The sequence below is a fragment of the Chromohalobacter canadensis genome, from assembly GCF_029544075.1.
GTDB lineage: Bacteria > Pseudomonadota > Gammaproteobacteria > Pseudomonadales > Halomonadaceae > Chromohalobacter > Chromohalobacter canadensis_A.
This window is the reverse complement of sequence record NZ_JAJQJH010000021.1, coordinates 1-18,263: the sequence shown is the minus strand read 5'-3', so window position 1 is coordinate 18,263 and position 18,263 is coordinate 1. Positions and strand designations below refer to the sequence as shown.

At 57.7% G+C, this 18,263-nt stretch carries 24 protein-coding genes and 3 tRNA genes; 9 read left to right on the top strand and 18 right to left on the bottom strand.

All coding sequences use genetic code 11. The annotated features are described in order from the left end of the window. The first annotated feature begins 1 nt into the window (after position 1). Positions 2-871, top strand: a complete 870-nt coding sequence (locus tag LUN51_RS16860) for a branched-chain amino acid ABC transporter permease (RefSeq protein WP_097024204.1) — start codon at positions 2-4, stop codon at positions 869-871. Further along, a complete protein-coding gene (locus LUN51_RS16855) occupies positions 871-1,815 on the top strand; it encodes a branched-chain amino acid ABC transporter permease (RefSeq protein ID WP_277812158.1) in 945 nt (314 codons plus the stop codon). The genes LUN51_RS16860 and LUN51_RS16855 overlap by 1 nt, the downstream gene beginning before the upstream one ends. 151 nt (positions 1,816-1,966) lie before the next feature. Here LUN51_RS16855 and LUN51_RS16850 read toward each other — a convergent pair whose 3' ends face one another. The 4 genes from LUN51_RS16850 to LUN51_RS16835 all read right to left on the bottom strand — a co-directional run bounded on the left by LUN51_RS16850 (position 1,967) and on the right by LUN51_RS16835 (position 5,230). After that, positions 1,967-3,181: an ABC transporter substrate-binding protein gene (locus LUN51_RS16850; protein ID WP_277812157.1), complete on the bottom strand. Its 1,215-nt coding sequence runs from the start codon at positions 3,179-3,181 to the stop codon at positions 1,967-1,969. 146 nt (positions 3,182-3,327) lie between these two features. After that, positions 3,328-4,278, bottom strand: coding sequence for a CDF family Co(II)/Ni(II) efflux transporter DmeF (gene dmeF, locus LUN51_RS16845; protein ID WP_277812156.1), 951 nt, complete (start codon positions 4,276-4,278; stop codon positions 3,328-3,330). Positions 4,279-4,563: 285 nt separating this feature from the next. Continuing rightward, entirely contained in the window at positions 4,564-4,887 is a 324-nt protein-coding gene (locus tag LUN51_RS16840) for a DNA-binding protein (RefSeq protein ID WP_075368950.1), read from the bottom strand. Between the two features lies 1 nt (position 4,888). Then, on the bottom strand, positions 4,889-5,230 hold the full coding sequence (locus LUN51_RS16835) for a type II toxin-antitoxin system RelE/ParE family toxin (protein ID WP_277812155.1): 342 nt from the start codon (positions 5,228-5,230) through the stop codon (positions 4,889-4,891). Between the two features lie 214 nt (positions 5,231-5,444). Here LUN51_RS16835 and LUN51_RS16830 point away from each other — a divergent pair, with 214 nt between their 5' ends. Further along, the gene (locus LUN51_RS16830) at positions 5,445-5,825 is read left to right on the top strand and encodes a cytochrome b (RefSeq protein ID WP_277812154.1); all 381 of its coding nucleotides are present in this window, start codon (positions 5,445-5,447) and stop codon (positions 5,823-5,825) included. Here the strand turns inward: LUN51_RS16830 and LUN51_RS17490 are convergent. After that, positions 5,814-5,987, bottom strand: coding sequence for an integrase core domain-containing protein (locus tag LUN51_RS17490; RefSeq protein ID WP_431355593.1), 174 nt, complete (start codon positions 5,985-5,987; stop codon positions 5,814-5,816). The genes LUN51_RS16830 and LUN51_RS17490 overlap by 12 nt on opposite strands. On the opposite strand from LUN51_RS17490, the gene yidD reads away from it, so the two are divergent. Continuing rightward, on the top strand, positions 5,940-6,113 hold the full coding sequence (yidD, locus tag LUN51_RS16825; protein WP_431355592.1) for a membrane protein insertion efficiency factor YidD: 174 nt from the start codon (positions 5,940-5,942) through the stop codon (positions 6,111-6,113). The genes LUN51_RS17490 and yidD overlap by 48 nt on opposite strands. A 23-nt stretch (positions 6,114-6,136) precedes the next feature. On the opposite strand, the gene LUN51_RS17485 is transcribed toward yidD, so the two are convergent. Next, positions 6,137-6,496, bottom strand: a complete 360-nt coding sequence (locus tag LUN51_RS17485; protein WP_431355591.1) for a cytochrome b/b6 domain-containing protein — start codon at positions 6,494-6,496, stop codon at positions 6,137-6,139. Positions 6,497-6,668: 172 nt separating this feature from the next. On the opposite strand from LUN51_RS17485, the gene LUN51_RS16820 reads away from it, so the two are divergent. The 5 genes from LUN51_RS16820 (at position 6,669) to LUN51_RS16805 (ending at position 10,959) form a co-directional block, all read left to right on the top strand. Then, the gene (locus LUN51_RS16820) at positions 6,669-7,955 is read left to right on the top strand and encodes a DNA cytosine methyltransferase (RefSeq protein WP_277812152.1); all 1,287 of its coding nucleotides are present in this window, start codon (positions 6,669-6,671) and stop codon (positions 7,953-7,955) included. Next, positions 7,945-8,754: a hypothetical protein gene (locus LUN51_RS16815; RefSeq protein ID WP_277812151.1), complete on the top strand. Its 810-nt coding sequence runs from the start codon at positions 7,945-7,947 to the stop codon at positions 8,752-8,754. The genes LUN51_RS16820 and LUN51_RS16815 overlap by 11 nt, the downstream gene beginning before the upstream one ends. Before the next feature lie 39 nt (positions 8,755-8,793). Next, the gene (locus tag LUN51_RS16810) at positions 8,794-9,267 is read left to right on the top strand and encodes a very short patch repair endonuclease (protein ID WP_277812150.1); all 474 of its coding nucleotides are present in this window, start codon (positions 8,794-8,796) and stop codon (positions 9,265-9,267) included. 262 nt (positions 9,268-9,529) lie between these two features. Next, on the top strand, positions 9,530-9,715 hold the full coding sequence (locus LUN51_RS17480; protein WP_431355590.1) for a DUF4113 domain-containing protein: 186 nt from the start codon (positions 9,530-9,532) through the stop codon (positions 9,713-9,715). A gap of 251 nt (positions 9,716-9,966) precedes the next feature. Then, positions 9,967-10,959 (top strand): IS30 family transposase, encoded by a 993-nt coding sequence (locus LUN51_RS16805; protein ID WP_277812149.1) that lies wholly within the window; start codon positions 9,967-9,969, stop codon positions 10,957-10,959. Here the strand turns inward: LUN51_RS16805 and LUN51_RS16800 are convergent. The 12 genes from LUN51_RS16800 to LUN51_RS16745 all read right to left on the bottom strand — a co-directional run bounded on the left by LUN51_RS16800 (position 10,918) and on the right by LUN51_RS16745 (position 18,262). Continuing rightward, positions 10,918-11,148, bottom strand: coding sequence for a hypothetical protein (locus tag LUN51_RS16800; RefSeq protein WP_277812148.1), 231 nt, complete (start codon positions 11,146-11,148; stop codon positions 10,918-10,920). The genes LUN51_RS16805 and LUN51_RS16800 overlap by 42 nt on opposite strands. A gap of 153 nt (positions 11,149-11,301) precedes the next feature. After that, entirely contained in the window at positions 11,302-11,958 is a 657-nt protein-coding gene (locus LUN51_RS16795; RefSeq protein ID WP_277812147.1) for a hypothetical protein, read from the bottom strand. Continuing rightward, positions 11,948-12,358, bottom strand: coding sequence for a hypothetical protein (locus LUN51_RS16790; RefSeq protein WP_277812146.1), 411 nt, complete (start codon positions 12,356-12,358; stop codon positions 11,948-11,950). Before LUN51_RS16790 ends, LUN51_RS16795 begins: the two co-directional genes overlap by 11 nt. Beyond that, positions 12,355-13,458, bottom strand: a complete 1,104-nt coding sequence (locus tag LUN51_RS16785; RefSeq protein WP_277812145.1) for a hypothetical protein — start codon at positions 13,456-13,458, stop codon at positions 12,355-12,357. The genes LUN51_RS16790 and LUN51_RS16785 overlap by 4 nt, the downstream gene beginning before the upstream one ends. 586 nt (positions 13,459-14,044) lie before the next feature. Continuing rightward, a tRNA-Ser gene (locus LUN51_RS16780) sits at positions 14,045-14,132 on the bottom strand. Between the two features lie 106 nt (positions 14,133-14,238). Beyond that, positions 14,239-14,718, bottom strand: coding sequence for a YiiD C-terminal domain-containing protein (locus LUN51_RS16775; RefSeq protein ID WP_277812172.1), 480 nt, complete (start codon positions 14,716-14,718; stop codon positions 14,239-14,241). A gap of 26 nt (positions 14,719-14,744) precedes the next feature. Continuing rightward, on the bottom strand, positions 14,745-15,305 hold the full coding sequence (locus LUN51_RS16770) for a nitroreductase family protein (RefSeq protein WP_179000039.1): 561 nt from the start codon (positions 15,303-15,305) through the stop codon (positions 14,745-14,747). Between the two features lie 83 nt (positions 15,306-15,388). Next, positions 15,389-16,222: an NADPH-dependent 7-cyano-7-deazaguanine reductase QueF gene (gene queF, locus LUN51_RS16765; protein ID WP_277812144.1), complete on the bottom strand. Its 834-nt coding sequence runs from the start codon at positions 16,220-16,222 to the stop codon at positions 15,389-15,391. 1 nt (position 16,223) lies between these two features. Beyond that, positions 16,224-16,997, bottom strand: coding sequence for an ABC transporter permease (locus LUN51_RS16760; RefSeq protein WP_277812143.1), 774 nt, complete (start codon positions 16,995-16,997; stop codon positions 16,224-16,226). Further along, complete coding sequence (locus LUN51_RS16755; RefSeq protein ID WP_075370525.1) at positions 16,994-17,956, bottom strand: ABC transporter ATP-binding protein; 963 nt, start codon at positions 17,954-17,956, stop codon at positions 16,994-16,996. Before LUN51_RS16755 ends, LUN51_RS16760 begins: the two co-directional genes overlap by 4 nt. Positions 17,957-18,083: 127 nt before the next feature. Further along, a tRNA-Glu gene (locus LUN51_RS16750) sits at positions 18,084-18,159 on the bottom strand. A gap of 28 nt (positions 18,160-18,187) precedes the next feature. Further along, positions 18,188-18,262, bottom strand: a tRNA-Gly gene (locus LUN51_RS16745). Between the last annotated feature and the right edge of the window lies 1 nt (position 18,263).

Below are 18,263 nucleotides of genomic sequence, written 5' to 3'. Positions count from 1 at the left end.
CATGACCGATATCCTGCAACTTCTCATCTACGGCCTGGTATTGGGCAGCGTCCTGACCATGGGCGCGATCGGCGTGTCGATGATCTTCGGCATCCTGCGCTTCGCGCACTTCGCGCATGGCGATTTCATGACCTTGGGCGCCTACCTCGGCCTGTCCTTCATCTCGGCCTTCGGACTGAGTTCGTGGTGGGCGCTGCCCGCGGCGATGGTCGGCATGGCGGTGATCGCGGTGTTCATCGACCAGGTGCTTTACCGGCGCATTCGCCGTACCCAGCCGGTAATCCTGCTGATTGCCTCGTTCGGCATGGCGTTGATCCTGCGCAGCCTGGTACAGCTGATCTGGGGCTCTGACAACCAGACGTACGCCTCGGGCATCCAGTTTCCGTGGCAACTCGACTGGTTGGGCGGGATGCGACTCAAGCCCGATCATCTATGGATCATGCTGATCTCGCTGGGCCTGGTCGCCGGCGTGCACCTGTTCCTGACGCGTACCCGGCTGGGCAAGGCGATGCGCGCGATGTCCGACAACATGGATCTGGCGCTGGTCTCGGGAATTCCCGCCGAGCGCGTGATCATGGTCACCTGGGTGATCGGCGGTGCGCTGGCAGGTGCGGCCGGCGTGTTTCTGGGTATCGACACGCGCCTGCATCCGGTGATGGGCTGGACCACCCTGCTGCCAGTATTCGCCGCGGCGATTCTCGGCGGCATCGGCCGGCCCTACGGCGCCATCGCAGGCGGCATGATCATCGGCGTGTCGATGGAGATGTCGACGCTGCTGATTCCCGCCGCCTACAAGCCCGCCGTGGCCTTCGCGATCATGGTCGGCATGCTCATCCTGCGTCCGCAGGGCATCTTCAAGGGGACTGTGTGATGGAACTCTCCGGCATCGCCTCATACCTGATCTCGTTTCTGACATTCGCCGGCGTCTACGCCGTCCTCGCGCTGGGCCTCAACATGCAGTGGGGCTTCACCGGTCAGTTCAACATCGGTATCGCCGGCTTCTTCGCGGTTGGCGCCTATACCAGCGCGATCCTCACCACGCCGTCGAGCCCTGCCTATCTGGGCGGCTTCGGCATGCCGTTCCTGGTCGGCTTGGCCGGCGCGGTCATCGCCTCGACGCTGCTCGGGGTGATCGTCGGCCTGATCACCGCGCGGCTGCGCACCGACTACCTGGCCATCGCCTCGATCGGCATCGCCGAGATGGTCCGCCTGTTCGTCAAGAACGAGGATTGGCTGACCAACGGCGTACGCGGCATCGCCGGCATCGAGCGGCCGTTTGCCGACACCCTGCTGGATAGCCCGCTCACCTACCTGGTGATCGTGGCACTGTTCGTTGCCGGGGTGTATTTCCTGGTCGAGCGCGCCTACGCCTCGCCCTGGGGCCGCGTGCTGCGCGCCATTCGCGAGAATGAGCCAGCCACCGCGGCGGCCGGCAAGTCGATCGCCGGCTTCCGGCTGCAGGCATTCGTCCTGGGCTCGGCGATCATGGGCCTGGGGGGCGGGCTCTATGCCCACTTCTTCGGCTTTCTTAGCCCCGAGGCGTTCATGCCGCTATACGGCACCTTCCTGGTCTGGGTGATGCTGATCGCGGGCGGCAGCGGCAACAATCGTGGCGCGATTCTCGGCGCCGTCCTGGTATGGGGCGTGTGGTCGGGAACCGAGCTACTCACCGGGATGCTACCCTCAGAGCACGCCACCCAGGGCGCAGCCCTGCGCGTGCTGCTGATCGGTGTGTTGTTGCAAGTCATCTTGGTCACTCGGCCCGAGGGGGTACTCCCCGAGAAGCCGCCCAGGCTGATCGCCAGAAAGCGCTGAGCGCCGGCAACGCTCCAGCGGCTCCCCCTGTACGCTTCCCTGTCATGACAGTCACGACAACGCCCGGCCTGAGCCGGGCGTTGTGTGAATAGCAATAGAGCTGAAACGTTCGCCGCGGCGGCCAGACGATATCCGACCGCCCGACGAGCGATTACATCTTGGGTTCGAAGATTCGATTGGTCACCACTTCGCCATCCTTGAACGTCCACTCGCCGAAGGTCCCCGGCACGTCGCCGTTGTCGTCGAAGTTGACCGAACCGGACGCGCCTTCGTAATCGATTTCCTTGCCTTCCTCGAGCAGCTTGGCGGCTTTCTCGAACTCACCCGGACCGACCTGCTCGCCCGGCGGATTGGCTACCGAGCGCAGTTGGTCGCGAATCGCCACGCTGTCGTTGGAGCCCGCCGCCTGAGCCGCCAGTGACAGCAGATAGAAGGCGTCGTAGGCGGTATCCAGATAAGGCTTGGGCGGCAGCGAGCCATATTCGCTCTCATAGGTACTGCTGAAGTGCTGAGCACCCGGTGAATCGTCGCGGGCCTGCGGCACGGTACCCACCGAGCCTTCGAGGTATTGTGCGCCCAGGTTCTCGACCAGTTCAGGGGCCTTCATACCGTCGGTGAACACGAAATTCTGGAAGAAACCGCCCTCCAGAGACTGACGCAGGATGGTCTGGCCGTTTTCCGGATACCCGACCAGCACTAACGCGTCCGCATCGTCGCTGGCCGCCTGCTGCAGTTCGCCGCGATAGGCTGCCTGACCTTGCTCGTAGGCTACCGTCTCAGACACCGTGCCCCCCGCCTTTTCGAAGGCCTGGGTGAAAGCCTCGGCCAGTCCTTTACCGTAGTCGTTGTTGATATAGATGATGCTGACATTGTCGTAGCCCTTCTCCTGAGTCACCTCGGAGAGCGCTACGCCCTGGAAAGCATCCGACGGCACGGTCCTAAACAGGAAGTCGTCGTCATCCAGCGAGGTAATGACCGGTGAAGTCGAGGCGCTGCTGATCTGCGGTATCTGCTCGCCCTTGGCAACGCTCTGTGCCACGGGAATGGTCACCCCACTGGAGAGCGCGCCCATGATCGCGTTGACGCCCTCGATGTTGACCAGCTTCTGGGCCGCGGCGACGCCGGGCTGCGGTGAAGTCTGGGTGTCGCCACTGCTGATCGCGACGTCTTCGCCGAGCACGCCGCCGGCGGCATTGATCTCCTTGGCGGCGAGTTGCGCCGCCTTGAGCGCGGGTTCGCCATAGCTTTGCAGGTCGCCGGTCAGCGGCACCAGCACACCGATCTTGAGCGGTTCGGCCAGGGCGGAAATACTGGTGGCCAGGGCCACCGCGGAAATAGCACCGATAAGCGGTTTCTTGACGGTCATTGCAGAAGACTCCTTGTGCAGACCTTAATTGTTGATTGATCGGCGGGTATGACCCTTCATTTTGCTATCAACCCGACGTCCAGCATAAGCGGATCGCTGACATTAGACAAAGATAGCGGCCTCGATATGAGGCCTCTTCTGCTTGATCATGCGGCTTGCGGATGGCGATGCCCGGCGCACTGCTCCACTTCGAACGTGACATGCACCAGTTGGGGCAGTCGCTGTCGTACCCTATCCCGGTAGTCATGCGGTGTTGCAGGCGCATCGGAGACCACCGCAATAATGCCGGCATAGATGCCCGGCCCGATCGACCAGACATGAAGATCGCTGATCCGGTCACCCGAGCCGGTTTCAACGACATCACGAATTTTCTCATCGAGCTCATGCACTTGGCGGTCCAGCAATACCTGGCTGGTATCGCGAAGCAATCCCCAGGACCAGCGGGTTATCAGGATGGCCCCCACGATGCCCATGATCGGATCCATCCACTGCAACCCAAGGTACTTCGCTGCCAGCAAAGCAAAAATTGCCAACAGGGATGTCAAGGCGTCCGCTAGCACATGGAAATAAGCGGAGCGTCGGTTATGGTCATGCTCATGATGGTGATCCTGCCCACCGTGACCGGATTCATGGCTATGCCCGTGCGCCCCCAGAATCCAGGCAGAAACGCCATTCACCACTAACCCGACGCCCGCTACCAGAATGGCTTTATCGAACACGATGGCGACCGGGTTGAAGAAGCGGTTGATGCTTTCAATGCCCATGAAAACCGCAAAGCCCACCAATAGCACTGCTCCGGTAAACCCGCCCAGCGCATTGATCTTTCCGGTACCGAAGCTAAAGCGATGATCGCCAGCATGGCGGCGAGCATACGCATAGGCGAATGCTGCGATGCCCAAGGCCGTGGCATGAGAGCCCATGTGAAGACCATCGGCCAACAAGGCCATCGAGCCATACACCATGCCAGCGAATATCTCGACGAACATCGTGACCAGCGTCAGCAGAACGACGATCAACGTACGGCGCTCTCCCGAGCGGACGCTGTCCTGATCGAAGACATGGTCGTGCCTCCAGGCGCTGATATCTTGCTTATGCATGGATTCTCCCCGCAGCCATCAGGCAATGACATATTGCCAACAGGATAGCCAAGAACAGGGCATCCAGAATGTCGCAAGGCATGAACGTTGGTGACCAAGTATCGACGCCACACCCTGGCTGATCACGGAAGTGGAAGATTTACTTGATGACAACGGCTTTGGAACGCGGGTGCAGTAGGTGCGAGGTGGGGAAAAAGCGACGAGCGCGGATAGGCAGGGGCTAGATTTAAAATCGGCGGGGCAATGCCCCGCCGAGTGCGCTACTTTTCGCGTACAGCGCCAGAATCACGCCGCGCTGACAGTATGCACTTCAAGATTAACCTTCAGCGTCTTACGGATCGCACCGATGATCGCAGATAGATTGTCCATGCCGGGATTGCCCGACGGTGACAGCATGCGGTGGAGGCTCTTGCTGGGCTTGCCAATCTCGTTGGCCAGTGCCTCGAACCCCACGGTTGCATTGACCAGGTCGCGGAGCATCGCGCGCGCGGTATCGGGCTCGCCATTGAGAAACAGCGTGACGGCCTCATCCAACATGGCTTTCGCAAACGTTGGATCGCGTTCGACGCGCGCGGCAATCGTCGCCTTGAAATCACGGGTCAGTGCCATTTCACTTCCCTCCCTGCTTCGCCTGGCGCTTGCGCCGCTTGTATTCGTCGCGTAGCGCCTTGGCATTGTCGATATCGGCCTGCTGGCGTTTTTTCGTACCTCCGCCGAACAGAACGATCAGTTGCTCGCCATCACGAGCCAGATAGATGCGATATCCCGGCCCCCAGTCGATTCGATATTCACCGATCCCCTCGAACCACTTGATGTTCGATGTGTTGCCCATCGACATACGGTACTCGGAGGTGGCCACCTTCGCCGCGGCCTGGGCATCGAGCCCTTCAAACCACTCTTGGTAAGGGCTCGACCCGTCATCACGTAGAAATTCTCGGAGCTCGATCTTCATGGAAAAATAGTAACTTATAAGTTACTAATCGGCAAGCAGACAACCAGATGCAGAGCGAAGGCCTGATGAACGATGGGCGAATGCTGCGATGCCCAAGGCCGTACCGTGAAAGCCCATGTGAAGACCATCGAGCCACTATAGCGAAAACATCAATGAGGAAATCTGCATCCAAAGATGAGAATATGAAGCATTATATTTAAACCGGATTGACGCCATGCTGCGTAACTCACCCAACCACTACGGCAGCCTCACGCGATGCCTGCACTGGCTAATCGCGATTCTAGTCATCCTTCAGCTGAGCAGCTCGTTTCTCAACATCCTGCGGGAGGGAAACGTCTACAGTCAGGCTGTCGTGCAGTGGCACACGACCATCGGCGTCGGCATTCTCGCCTTGATGGCCATGCGCACGCTGTGGGCCATCTCGCAGCTCAGGCACCGGCCGGAGCATCGTGGCGCACTTCAAAAGGCGGCGATATGGGGGCACGTGCTGATGTATCTGGTCCTGCTGCTGATGCCGCTTTCGGGCATGGCATTCACCTGGGGGTCAGGCTACGGTGTAATGACCCCCTGGTTTCTGCACACCCTACGCCGTTAATGCGGGGTGTGCTCGGGGTGCCACGTAGTCCAGAGACTGATGTGGCCGCTCTTCGTTGTAGTACCGGATCCAGCGATTGATCACGACCCTGGCTTGGCCCAGCGATTCGAAACGGTGAAGCCAGATGCACTCCTCCTTCAAGGAGCGGAAGAAGCGCTCCACGAGCCCGCCTGTTCTGCCTATGCCATCCTCGCTCTGCAAAAGTATGGATTCCTGAAGGGATGGGGGATGGCTTTGCGTCGAATTGAAACCTGCCGCCCTCCTCATGGCGGCAGAGACTATCCCTGATAGTTTGGAGCAGCCCCTTCGCCTCACTCCCAGCCTGCGTACCGAAGAATCCACAGCGGTATTCGGCCACGTCTCCTAGCGCCCAAACATCCGGTGTGCGTGTCGTCACGCCGAATCAACCGGTGGTAGCCAGCCATGATGATATGTCCGGTCACCAAGGCAGAGAGGAACCAGGAGAGTGGCGCATGGAGTTGGCCGAACGCGGCGGCCCAGGGCACATCGGCGTCGGTCCAATACGCCGTGCCGAAGACATATACGCCGTTGAAGTGACCCCCTCCACGAGCGGTCCCACGTAGTGCACACGCATGCTTACTCCCTGCGCCTTTGAAGGTGGCTAACGCGACTTGTGCATTGCATAAGCACTTGCCGTCTTTCCGATACATAGACTAATGCTGTATAAATACACAGCACAAGTGCAGCGTCAGGCACGACAGCCCCGCATGGATATCGGTATAGTGGAACGCTTTACGAGCATCCGGATGTCACAAGTCGAGGACTGCGCTCCGCTTGCCATAGCCGATCCAGTCACGACTACCGATACGAGTCATAAGGCACATGACCAACAGCAGCAAACGCCCCATCGGCATCGACCTATTCGCCGGCGCAGGCGGCATGTCGCTCGGCTTCGAACAAGCCGGCTTCGACATCGCCGCCGCCGTCGAGATCGACCCCATACATTGCGCAACGCACGAGTACAATTTCCCCCACTCGAAAGCGATTTGTGCGAGCGTGACCGACCTGACCGGCGACGAGATACGTCAACGCGCCGGTATCGGCGGCAAAGAAGTGGATGTCGTGTTCGGCGGCGCTCCATGCCAAGGGTTCTCGTTGATAGGCAAGCGCGTACTGGACGACCCACGCAACGAGCTCGCCTCCCACTACGTCCGGTTGGTAAAGGAGCTCCAGCCCAAATACTGCGTCTTCGAGAACGTCAAAGGCTTGACGCTGGGCAAGCATCGCAAGTTTCTCGATGCAATGATCGAGGCGCTGGACGACGCCGGTTACGACATGACCATGCCCTACCAAGTGCTCAACGCAGCGGATTACGGCGTCCCCCAGTCGCGCCAACGCTTGTTTTTGATGGGCGCACGCAAAGGCCTGTCAACGCCGACGTATCCGGAGCCATTGGAGGAAGGCGCAACCGTATGGGACGCCATCGGCGACCTACCGAATGCCAACACCTTCGAAGAGCTCCGCACGACGGATGCCGTCCATGTCGAATGGTCCACCTCGGCGACTTATGCCAGGCGCCTACGCGGCCTCGAGCGCGATCCTCAAGATTTCAGCTATCCACGCATCCACGACATGGGCCTACTGTCATCCAGTCTCAGGACGGAACATACCGAGCTCTCCCAGAGCCGCTTCACGGCCACGGTTCCCGGCAAAACCGAGCCCGTCAGTCGGTTCCGTAAACTGGCCCCTGAAGGTCTCTGCAATACGCTGCGTGCCGGCACGGATAGCGCACGAGGCGCTTTCACATCGCCCCGCCCTATCCATCCCAATCTACCGCGTGTCATTACCGTCAGAGAGGCGGCCCGGCTGCACTCCTACCCGGACTGGTTTCGCCTACACTCGACGAAATGGCACGGGTTCCGACAGATCGGCAACAGCGTGCCGCCCTTGCTCGGCAGAGCCGTCGCGGGCCAGATCATGCAAGCGCTCGGCGCGAAGCCTAAAAAGCCGCGCAAGAAGCTCGAGCTCAACGACGCCGAGTTCCTCTATATGGACATGGGCGACGCCGCCCGATACTTCGGCGTACCGCACAATACCATCGCGCAAAGAACGCGGAAGAGCTCCAGCACACCCAAGAAAGTGGTAAGGGATCAAGCCGATGTCGGATGAAAAGAAAAGCCGTAAACCCAATCGCTACACAGCCATCATCCAGCGGATCTTCGACGACCACTATGTCAATGGCGACCGTGAGTTCGAATTCGAGCGAGACGAAGCCCATCCCATCGCGGATGAGCTCGGGATCGTGCTACCCAAGAACATCGGCGATATCTTCTACTCTTTTCGTTACCGGAACGAGCTGCCCGACGCCATCAAAGCGACGGCCGAGCCGGAGCTGGAATGGATCATCGAGGGCGCCGGCAAAGCGCGTTACCGCTTCAAACAGGTGAAGCTTAGCCGCATCATCCCGCGAGACGATCTCGTCACCGTCAAAATCCCTGACTCGACGCCCGAAATCATCGGCGCCAACGCCCTGGGAGATGAGCAGGCCCTATTAGCCAAGGTCCGCTATAACCGGTTGATCGACGTGTTCCTGGGCATCGCCGCCTACTCGCTGCAGAACCATCTGCGCACGACCGTGAAAAACCTCGGGCAAATCGAGATCGACGAGATCTACGTCGGTGTCGATAGCAACGGTCGGCAATATGTCATACCGGTCCAAGCCAAAGGCGGCAACGACAAGCACGGCGTCACACAAACCGAACAGGACATACGCTGCTGCGAGCAGCGGTTCTCCGACCTCGTCTGCCGCGCCGTGTCGGCCCAATTCATGGACGACAATAGAATCGCCATGTTCGAACTGACGGTCGATCACAGCGAAATCAAAGTCGTCCGGGAAAAGCACTATAAGCTCGTCCCCGCTGCCGAGATCACGCCGGACGATTTCAACGTCTACGCTCGGATGGAGTGAACGCCCCGACACCGGCTACGGCATCGCAAGAGGCTCAAGGTGACCGACCACGTCGATAGCGAGACACGCTCCAAAATCATGGCCTCGGTCGGCGGCAAAAACACCGGCCCGGAAATGGTAGTGCGCCGCTACCTACACGCCAGGGGCTACCGTTTCCGCCTCCACCGTAAAGACCTACCCGGCAAGCCGGATTTGGTGCTTCCCAAATACCGGCTCGTCATCTTCGTCCACGGTTGCTACTGGCATCGCCACGCAGGTTGCTTCTACGCCAGCACACCGAAAACACGCATCGCCTTCTGGCAAGAAAAGTTCGAACGCAACGTCGTACGAGACCGGCGACAGCAAGACGCGCTGACCGAGGCGGGATGGAGGGTGCTCATCGTCTGGCAGTGCGGCTTGAGGCACAGCCGGGAGGACATCGACGCTATCGAAACCGCTATCGTCGGCAATGGCACCAGGAACGAATGGCCCGCGCAGCCACCCAGGACACGCAACGGCGATGAGAGACCGTAACACGCACTGAAAACTACGGAAGAACGTTGCATGAAGGGAACGAGAGAAGGAAGGTGAAGGCCCGTTGCCGGGCCTGTTGGCTACCTTACAACCCGAGTCGCGTCGCATCCTGCTAGCGCTCGTCATCCCTTAGCCAACACTAAATAAGATATACAGTAATTAAATTCAATATAGATGGCCCCATGCTTGCCTTAATCGATGGCAACAACTTCTACATGCGAGCGCGGCTCCCGTCCCGAAGTGCGCAAGAGAGGGACCCAGCGTGGTCAACAAGCTCAACCGTGAGATGGGACGCAACACCATCCGCCTGAGTGGACAGCGGGATGCAGTATGGCAACTGCGCCGCGACTACCTCCAGCGCTATACGACGGAATGGGGGAAGGTAAGTAATCACGGTGCCCGGCGCCACGTTGCAACGCAGCTGCAGCTCCCGGGGCTCCAGCGGTAGACGCAGGGCCTGGGAGAGCTTGGGGTAAGGGCTATAGAGGGCGAAGCGGCCGCATATGGGAAATACCTCAGCCGACGGAGCAGACAATGCCGAAGACCAGCGTGGCCGTGGTGAGGATGGTGCCAACGCTCTACATGATCTATTGAAAACCTGGATTCATAGAATAACCGCAGCACTTTGGACCGCCAGGTAGAGGAAGGAGGGCCAGCGCCGGTACCCTCTCGACTTTACCGACCAAAGTGAAGCAGAGCATGGGATACCGACAGCTGACCCAGACCCAACGATACCAGATTCACGCCCAACAGGGTGTCCGTATGAGCCAGCGGCAGATCGCCAGAGTGCTTGGCATCCACAGCAGCACCGTCAGTCGCGAATTGCGCCGTAACATCTCTCCTGATGGCTACGATCCCTGCCAGGCTCAGGCGCGCAGTGATCAGCGGAGGCGAACTGCCTGGAAAATGACAAAGCGACTCCCCAGCCTCATGCGCTGGGTGACTGATCAACTGGCTGACGAATGGAGCCCTCAGCAAATCAGTGGCTTTATGGCCAAGGCCAACGGTGCTTACGTGAGCCATCAGTGGATCTATTCGTTGATCTGGGATGACAAGGTACGTGGTGGCGGGCTGTGGCGATATCTCCGGCAACCCAAGCGGCGGAGTAAGCACCGTGCACAGGCCAAGAGCGCCGGACTCGGCAAGATTCCGAACCGAGTGGGTATCGAGTACCGCGCCGCTGAGGTGGATGATCGGCTCACGATTGGCCACTGGGAAGGCGATACGGTGCTCAAGGGACATAAGCAGTCCGGATTGGTCACGCTGGTTGAGCGCCGCAGTGGCTATCTGCTGGCCACTCGACTCCCTCAAATCACCGCCGACCTGACACAAAAAGCTATGATTCGTCTGCTGAAGCCCCGGCGTGGGGCTGTTCAGACCGTGACGCTGGACAACGGCTCGGAGTTCGCCAATCACGAGGCAGTAGCCACGGCAGTGTCAGCGGCGATCTATTTCTGCGATCCCTATTGCTCCGGCCAACGCGGGACCAATGAAAATACGAATGGCTTGATACGGCAGTACTATCCCAAGGGAACCGATTTTCGACAGGTGACGGATGCCGAGCTGAGAAAGACCGTCAATAAGCTCAATGATCGCCCCCGAAAGCGGCTCGGTTATCGGACACCGGCACAGGTGTTTCTGGGGGAATACTCAGGCGCCCTGGATACCGCAGGTGCTGCGCTTATTGGTTGAATTCAGGAAAAACAGGAAGTGCATTTCAGCGTGCAAGCTGCCAACTTCACCGACCAGATCCTGTTTGGAAGCCATCGTCTCGCGAATCACATGCACTTCCTGCTTGAGATGTCTGGGCCGGGCTTCCATATCGGGCGAGACTCCACCGCCATCAATGACACGCAGATCGGAACGTTTCCTCTCAGCCATTGTCTCGTTCAACCTGTATGAACACCAGATACTCGGTATTCCATGGCCGAATGCGTAAGAGGACTCATACCTTCGAAGAAGAGTCGTATGGCGCATACCCACCATCACGATGAATAATCACGAACTAATTAACCAGCAAGAAAAAATCCTGAACTAAGATTTTGGATTATAATGCAGACTGACTGGTAAATGCTGAACGTAAACCTGCTCTCCCGTATCACAGTGAATATGAGTTGAATGGACTCCATACGTGGCATCAACACCCAGGTAGCTACACCTAGATAAACCCTCAAAGTCATCGTCGTTAGCATGCAAAAACATGTAATCTAACCACTGCCCCAACCTACGACTAGTCTTGTTTTTATAATTATAAATCAGCAGAAAGCTATAATGATTTAATCTATCACCAGTATCGTACCTAGTACATAGTTGCTCCAAACCACCGTAAACATGATCGTTCCCGTAATTATTTTCGCCGCCTAATATCTTTGCTTCACAAATTACACGAAAACCTCGGCAATGCAAGTCGGTAATCGAAATATCGGTGTTGCCTCTGTGATGTGCGGGGAGTGCATTCAAACCATGACTCTTTACCACAGCAATCACCTGAGAGGAGAGATAGTCTTCCCTCTGCTTTCGTGCAGATATGAACTCAGAGTTACCCCGCAAAGTCGCCGAGGCAATTTCCATAACCCCCGAAACCGCTGACACAAACTCACGATATGTTGTAGCTTTTTCAGCTTGAATACTTAAAACTGTGACGGGTGACAACCCAGCGCCAAAGTAATGTGCAATATCTTCAGGAACCATGCAGAACTTCCGGCGCTAAAGAATAAGTAACGAACACATGATCCAAAAAATTATCTACAGGCTTTCCAGTCGCAAGACAGCTTTTATAACGGCCGCCAATAACTTCCGCCAACAAGTCTTCATCAACTGTCTCGCTATAATCTAAATCTTCAACAATATATTGGTAGTGTGCCACAAGAATCTTGGGAGGATTGCGAACCAATGATTGAATAAGAGTGTCAATATACTTCGGCTCGGGTATATAGTTACAAAATATGGAGGCTAGCTTGTAATTGGTAAAAAGCAGACTCTCGGGAGCATGAGGAGTTTTTTCTATGTACGCGCACAGAGCACTAAGAGCTTCAGAAGAAGCTCCGAGATCAAAATCATGCTCAAGTACTAGCGAACGATTTATTTTCATGGCTGCGGCGGAAGAGAATCCAATAATTTTTGAACAAGAAAATTATAGTTGCTAGCCGAATAAGCATCCAATAGAAAAACTTGATCAATCCTAGGGTAGGGTTTTTTTAGAACACTTTGCTTTCCACGAATATCGATTTTGCAGTTATCAACACTGCGTCCATCAGGTAGGCTCCAACATTTACGAATACCATAGGTTTGAAAATCATGACCGATAGAGTTGGCACCTGTAAAATGATAATCCTCTCCCCTAATGTCTATTATATCACGAGCACTTTTCTCATCACGGCCTACCCCTTGATTTGTGAGAAAGTCTAATCTTGTAACACGGCACCCATGAGAATTCTCATGATAAAGCGGCTTAATGGCATAAAAATAGTTAACCACTGAATCGCCGAAAGCGATATCACACTCCGCTCTCAAAAAATTCATAATATGGGTAAAGCACTCATTTTTTGCGTGAACTGGCAGTCGCTCAGCCCCACCAACCCTGATCTCAATAACATTTTGGCTATGACGAATCGCCAAGTGATCAACAGTACACTCATTAACTAGGGCGCTAGCGCTAACGCGAGTAACCATCATTTCATCGCGAAAAACCTCGTCTTTAATATCTTCTGCATCTAGACTAAAAGACTGCTGATACCGGCGGCTTCGCCCCAAGCTATAAGTTGTAACCCCGCCAACAACATCTTTAGAAATCGCTTCATAATCAGAGGAAATATCTACTGGAACTTCAGGAAAGTTTGGGTACTCATCTTTAAAGGATGTTTTTTCATCTCTCTCGAAAAAATCGTCTAATTCTTGCAAAACCTTTGCCATTAATTCGTCAGATGATCTGACCAGCATAATGACTTTATTTGTGTAACGCAGAAAATTCTCAAGCCTGGCATCAAGTGCGCTGAGGATTCTGTCAGCTTCAGCATCGTCTAAAGACTCAAAATATTCTCTAGCGACTGACCGATGATTTTCCTGAAACGAAACTGTAGGAAAGCCTAAAAAATTAAAAAACTTAGTTCTTAGTTTTTGAGGCGAAACAACATGAAATGCAACTGCATCGTACAAATTATCAAATTTTTCGAGTTGTACCTGCGTACTCATAAAACCTCTTATGCTTCAAAGTTTTGCCCGCCTTACGCCAGCATTGCCCGGTGGTCTCCACGCCTCCTTCAGGACCATGGGCGGCCAGCTCTCGCTCGCAAGCCAACTTGTCAGCTTGCCCTTTACACAATGAAATATACTCAAAGATAGCTTAGGACTCTGTAAGACATTTCCTACGCGCCTACAGAAAGCCGACCAAAGTATTAGCCCTATGACACCCGCCCAATCCTGACCCGGCACCGGCCCAGAATCTCCACGTCCGGCATCTCGTCGGGCTTGATCATCTCTTTTTCGTAAGCGTGGTTGTCGCTGATCAGCAGCCACGACGCGTTTCATGCGCTTGATGCTTACCCTCTGGGCTAGTTCCCAAATAGCCAAGACCCACGCATCCATCTACCACTACCTACTACTCAGAACACTTAGGAAACACTACCGAAAGCCAAGGTCGCTGTCATTCCTAAATGAGCGGATATGCGACCAAACGGGGATGGTGAAGACGAGGTTAGGAACCCAAGAAGTGCGGGGTGGCCCTTCCGAAAGACAGGCACAAAAAAGCCGCTGATATCTCAGCGGCTTTTCTAGATTCTGGCGGAGGGGGAGGGATTCGAACCCTCGAAGCCTTTCGACTTACGCGCTTTCCAGGCGCGCTCCTTCGACCACTCGGACACCCCTCCGCAAATTGTCGTCCTGTCGGATGGCGTTGACCGTGTCCGTCAGAACGGCGCACATACTATCGAGCTAAGTGCTGTTTTGCAAGCGATTTTCCGTTTCGGCGAGGAATCACTTGAGTACCGCGTAACTGCCTTGAGCTTCCATGCAGAGGGTGTCGCCGCAGTAGACGCGCTGAACGAGTTTGATGCGCCCTCGCCCTTTCTCCGCCAGCGAGGCTTCCAGGCGGGCAATGCCGTCGGCTTCGAGAGGGAAACACTGCATGTGATAGTCCGTGGTGACCGGGGCGAGAAAACGCTGCTGGCCTTCGGCGATCACCACGTCTTGCGCCCTGCCCTGGGCGCGTAGCCATAGCGTCGTCCAGCACCAGCCAAGCAAGGTGGTCTCGCCGGCGAGCGCGCCGCCGAAGCCGGTGCCCTTGTCATTGAGGTTGGCATTCAGCGCGACTTGCCAGTGGAGCGTCGTCGCGTCCCAGGCGGGCGAGTGAATGCCGTAATGCGCAACCTGCGGGATCGCCTCACGCAACCAGGCGAGAAAGCCCTCGAGGTCGTCTCCGTCGCTCGCCTCAGGTAACGGCAAGCGGGGATGCATCACCCCCGGGCGGCGTGGCGTAGCGTTCACGACCAGCGCTCGACGAAGTCGCTCGGATCGCGTTCAGGCAGCGGCTTGTGGCGTCCACCCATCTGGCCGAGATACAGAAAGCCGACCAGCTCGTCGTCTTCGGCGAGGCCGAGGCCTTCACGCACGGTGGGATCGAAGGCGTAGTGGCCGGTGCGCCACATGGCGCCCAGACCTTGCGCCTGCGCCGCGAGCAGGATGCCATGCGCCGCACAGCCGGCGGAAAGCAGCTGTTCGATACGCGGCACCTTGGGATGATCAGGCGTGACCTTGGCGATCACCGCAATGATCATCGGCGCACGCTTGGGCTTCTTGCGCGCGGCGTCCAGGTGGCCATCGTCGATATGCGGATTGAGACGCTGCTCGGCCTTGGCATACAGCTCGCCCAGCCGGTCAAGCCCTTCCCCGGAAAACTCGATGAACCGCCACGGGGTCAGGGTATCGTGATCGGGCGCACGCAAGGCGGCACGATACAGCGCGTCCAGTTGATCGCGGTCGGGGGCGGGCGCGGCCAGTTTCCCCATCGAGCTGCGCTCGTGCAGTAAGGTCATGGCATCCATGAACATCTCCTTGGCCGTCTGAATAGGGTAATGATGTGCGGCCGAAGCCGCCGGTGTTCAATGCATGGCGTCAGTTTGCACGCTCACTGACGCGCCAGCCGGAGTGGCGTGGGCGGCCGCTCGCCGGGCGTACCCCGCCAGGGGCTGATATCCAGCCCGCCCCGCCTCACGTAGCGCGCCATGACCAGCAGCCGCTCCGGCCTGGCCCGCGCCATGAGATCGACGAACAGGTGCTCGACGCAGTGCTCGTGAAAGTCCTGATGCTGCCGATAGGAGATCAGGTACTTCAGCAAGGCCTCGCGCTCCAGCCGGGGGCCGCGATACCGAATCAGCACGCTGCCCCAGTCGGGCTGGCCGGTCACCGGGCAATTGGACTTGAGCAGGTGCGAGTGCAGCGTTGCTTCGACGACCTCTTCGCCGACTTCGAGCAGCTCGGGAGTAGGCGTGTAGTGCTCGATGCGCACGTCGAGATCGTCCAGGCACTCGCCGGGCAGCGCTCGGGGCATCAGGGCATCGTCCTCGACGCCGAACAGGGCCACCGCCACCGGCGCGCCCGCCGCCTGGGCCAGGTCGCGCTCGAGCGTGTCGATCACCGCCTCGCGGCTGTCGAAGCGCGTCTGGTTGAAGCTGTTGAGATATAGCTTCCAGGACTTCGACTCGATCAGCGAGGGCGAGTCGGCGGGCAGCCGGAACCGGGCCACGGCGACGATCGGCTTGCCCTTCGCGTCGAGCCAGGAGAGTTCGAAGGCGTGCCACTCGTCCTCGCCCTCGAACGGCAGCGCGGCGTCGTCGAGCCCCAGCGGCGCGCGGTTGGCCTGTCGGGGAATGGGAAACAGCAGGCCGGCGTCGTAGTGCTCGGGATACGCGGACTCGCGCCCCAGCGGCGCATGCGCGAGGGTCTCGTCACGTTCGCTCATGTCAGCTCCGGATCCCCTTGCCACGGTCGAGCATCCACATCCCCAGCGCGAAGAACACGACGATGAAAACCGCGATGGCCACTAGCGCCCCGCCGACCGGGATGTCCGAAACCCCGAGAATGCCGTAGCGGAAGGCGTTGACCATGTACAGAATGGGATTGACCATCGACACGCCCTGCCAGAAGTCCGGCAGCATGTTGATCGAGTAGAACACCCCGCCCAGGTAGGTGAGCGGCGTCAGCACGAAGATCGGCACGATCGAGATGTCGTCGAACTTGTGCGCCACCAGCGCGTTGATGAACCCGCCGATGGAAAACAGCAATGCCGTCATGATCACCACCCCGATGGTCACCAAGGGATGATGAATCGAGAGGTCGGTGAAGAACATCGAGACCACGGTGACGATCAAGCCCACGGCCAGGCCGCGCGATGCACCGCCGACCACGAAACCGGCGAGAATCACCCAGTTGGGCATCGGCGAGACCATCATCTCCTCGACGCTGCGCTGGAACTTGTTGGAGAAGAAACTCGAGGCCACGTTGGAATAGCTGTTGGTGATCACCGCCATCATGATCAGGCCGGGCACGATGTAATCGATGTAGGGGATATCGTCCATGGGCCCGATGCGCGAGCCGATCAGGTTACCGAAGATGATGAAGTACATGGTCATGGTGATCGAAGGCGGCAGCAGCGTCTGCGGCCAGATGCGCATGTAACGGCGCACCTCCTTGGTCACCAGGGTCCAAAGCGCGATCCAGGTCTGCCAGGCATTCATGAGCGCACCTCCACCTTGTCGGTGGATCGGCCGCTTTCGGCGTTGGCGTGTTCGACCATCGACACGAACATTTCCTCCAGGCGGTTGGCGCGATTGCGCATCGAGACGATTTCGAAGCCCTGCGCAGAGAATTGCTCGAAAGCATCGTTGAGCCGCTGTCCTCGCTCGACCGACAGCGCCAATTGCGTGGCGTCGACACGTTCCACGCTGAAGCCTTCCAGTTCGGGCGCGGTCTCGACCGGCCGGGCCAGATCGAGCAGGAAGGTCTCGGTGTTGAGCTGGGCCAGCAGGTCACGCACGCTGGTATTCTGGACGATATCGCCGTGGTTGATGATGGCGATGTTACGGCACAGGCTCTCGGCTTCTTCCAGATAATGCGTGGTGAGGATGATGGTGGTGCCTTCACGATTGATGCGCTTCATGAATTCCCACATGCTGCGGCGCAACTCGATATCCACCCCGGCGGTCGGCTCGTCGAGAATCAACAGGCGCGGGCGGTGGATCAAGGCACGTGCGATCATCAGGCGGCGCTTCATGCCACCGGAGAGCATGCGCGCACTCCCCTTGCGCTTGTCCCACAGGCCGAGATCGCGCAGCAGCTGTTCGGCGCGCGGCTTGGCCTCGCGCATCGGCATGCCGTAATAGCCCGCCTGGGTCAGGACGATGTCCTCGACCTTCTCGAACTGGTTGAAGTTGAATTCCTGCGGCACCACGCCGAGGTGATACTTGGCCTTGGCGAAGTCGCGGTCGATATCGATACCGAACACGCTCACGCTGCCACCAGTCTTCTGTACCAGGGATGATACGACCCCTAGCGTGGTGGACTTGCCCGCCCCGTTGGGACCGAGAAGCGCAAAAAAGTCGCCTTCGGCGACGTCGAGATCGATGCCCTTGAGGGCATGGAAGCCATTACCGTAGACCTTGGTCAGCCCGCGGATGGACAGTGCTGGTTCTGCCATCTGGCGCACCCAATTCTTGATATTCGAAAGAAACCTTGCAAAGACAGCAGACAATGCGGGCAAATCGAGAAAAATCAATGTCTCGAACGCCGCACTAAATGATAAGGCATATTATAAGCAAACGAAGTGGCGTCCCATAGGGGGTTCGAACCCCTGTTACTGCCGTGAAAGGGCAGTGTCCTAGACCACTAGACGAATGGGACGTATCGAGATAGGGGGAGGTGTTTTGGTTGGAGCGGGAAAGGAGATTCGAACTCCCGACCCTCGCCTTGGCAAGGCGATGCTCTACCGCTGAGCTATTCCCGCA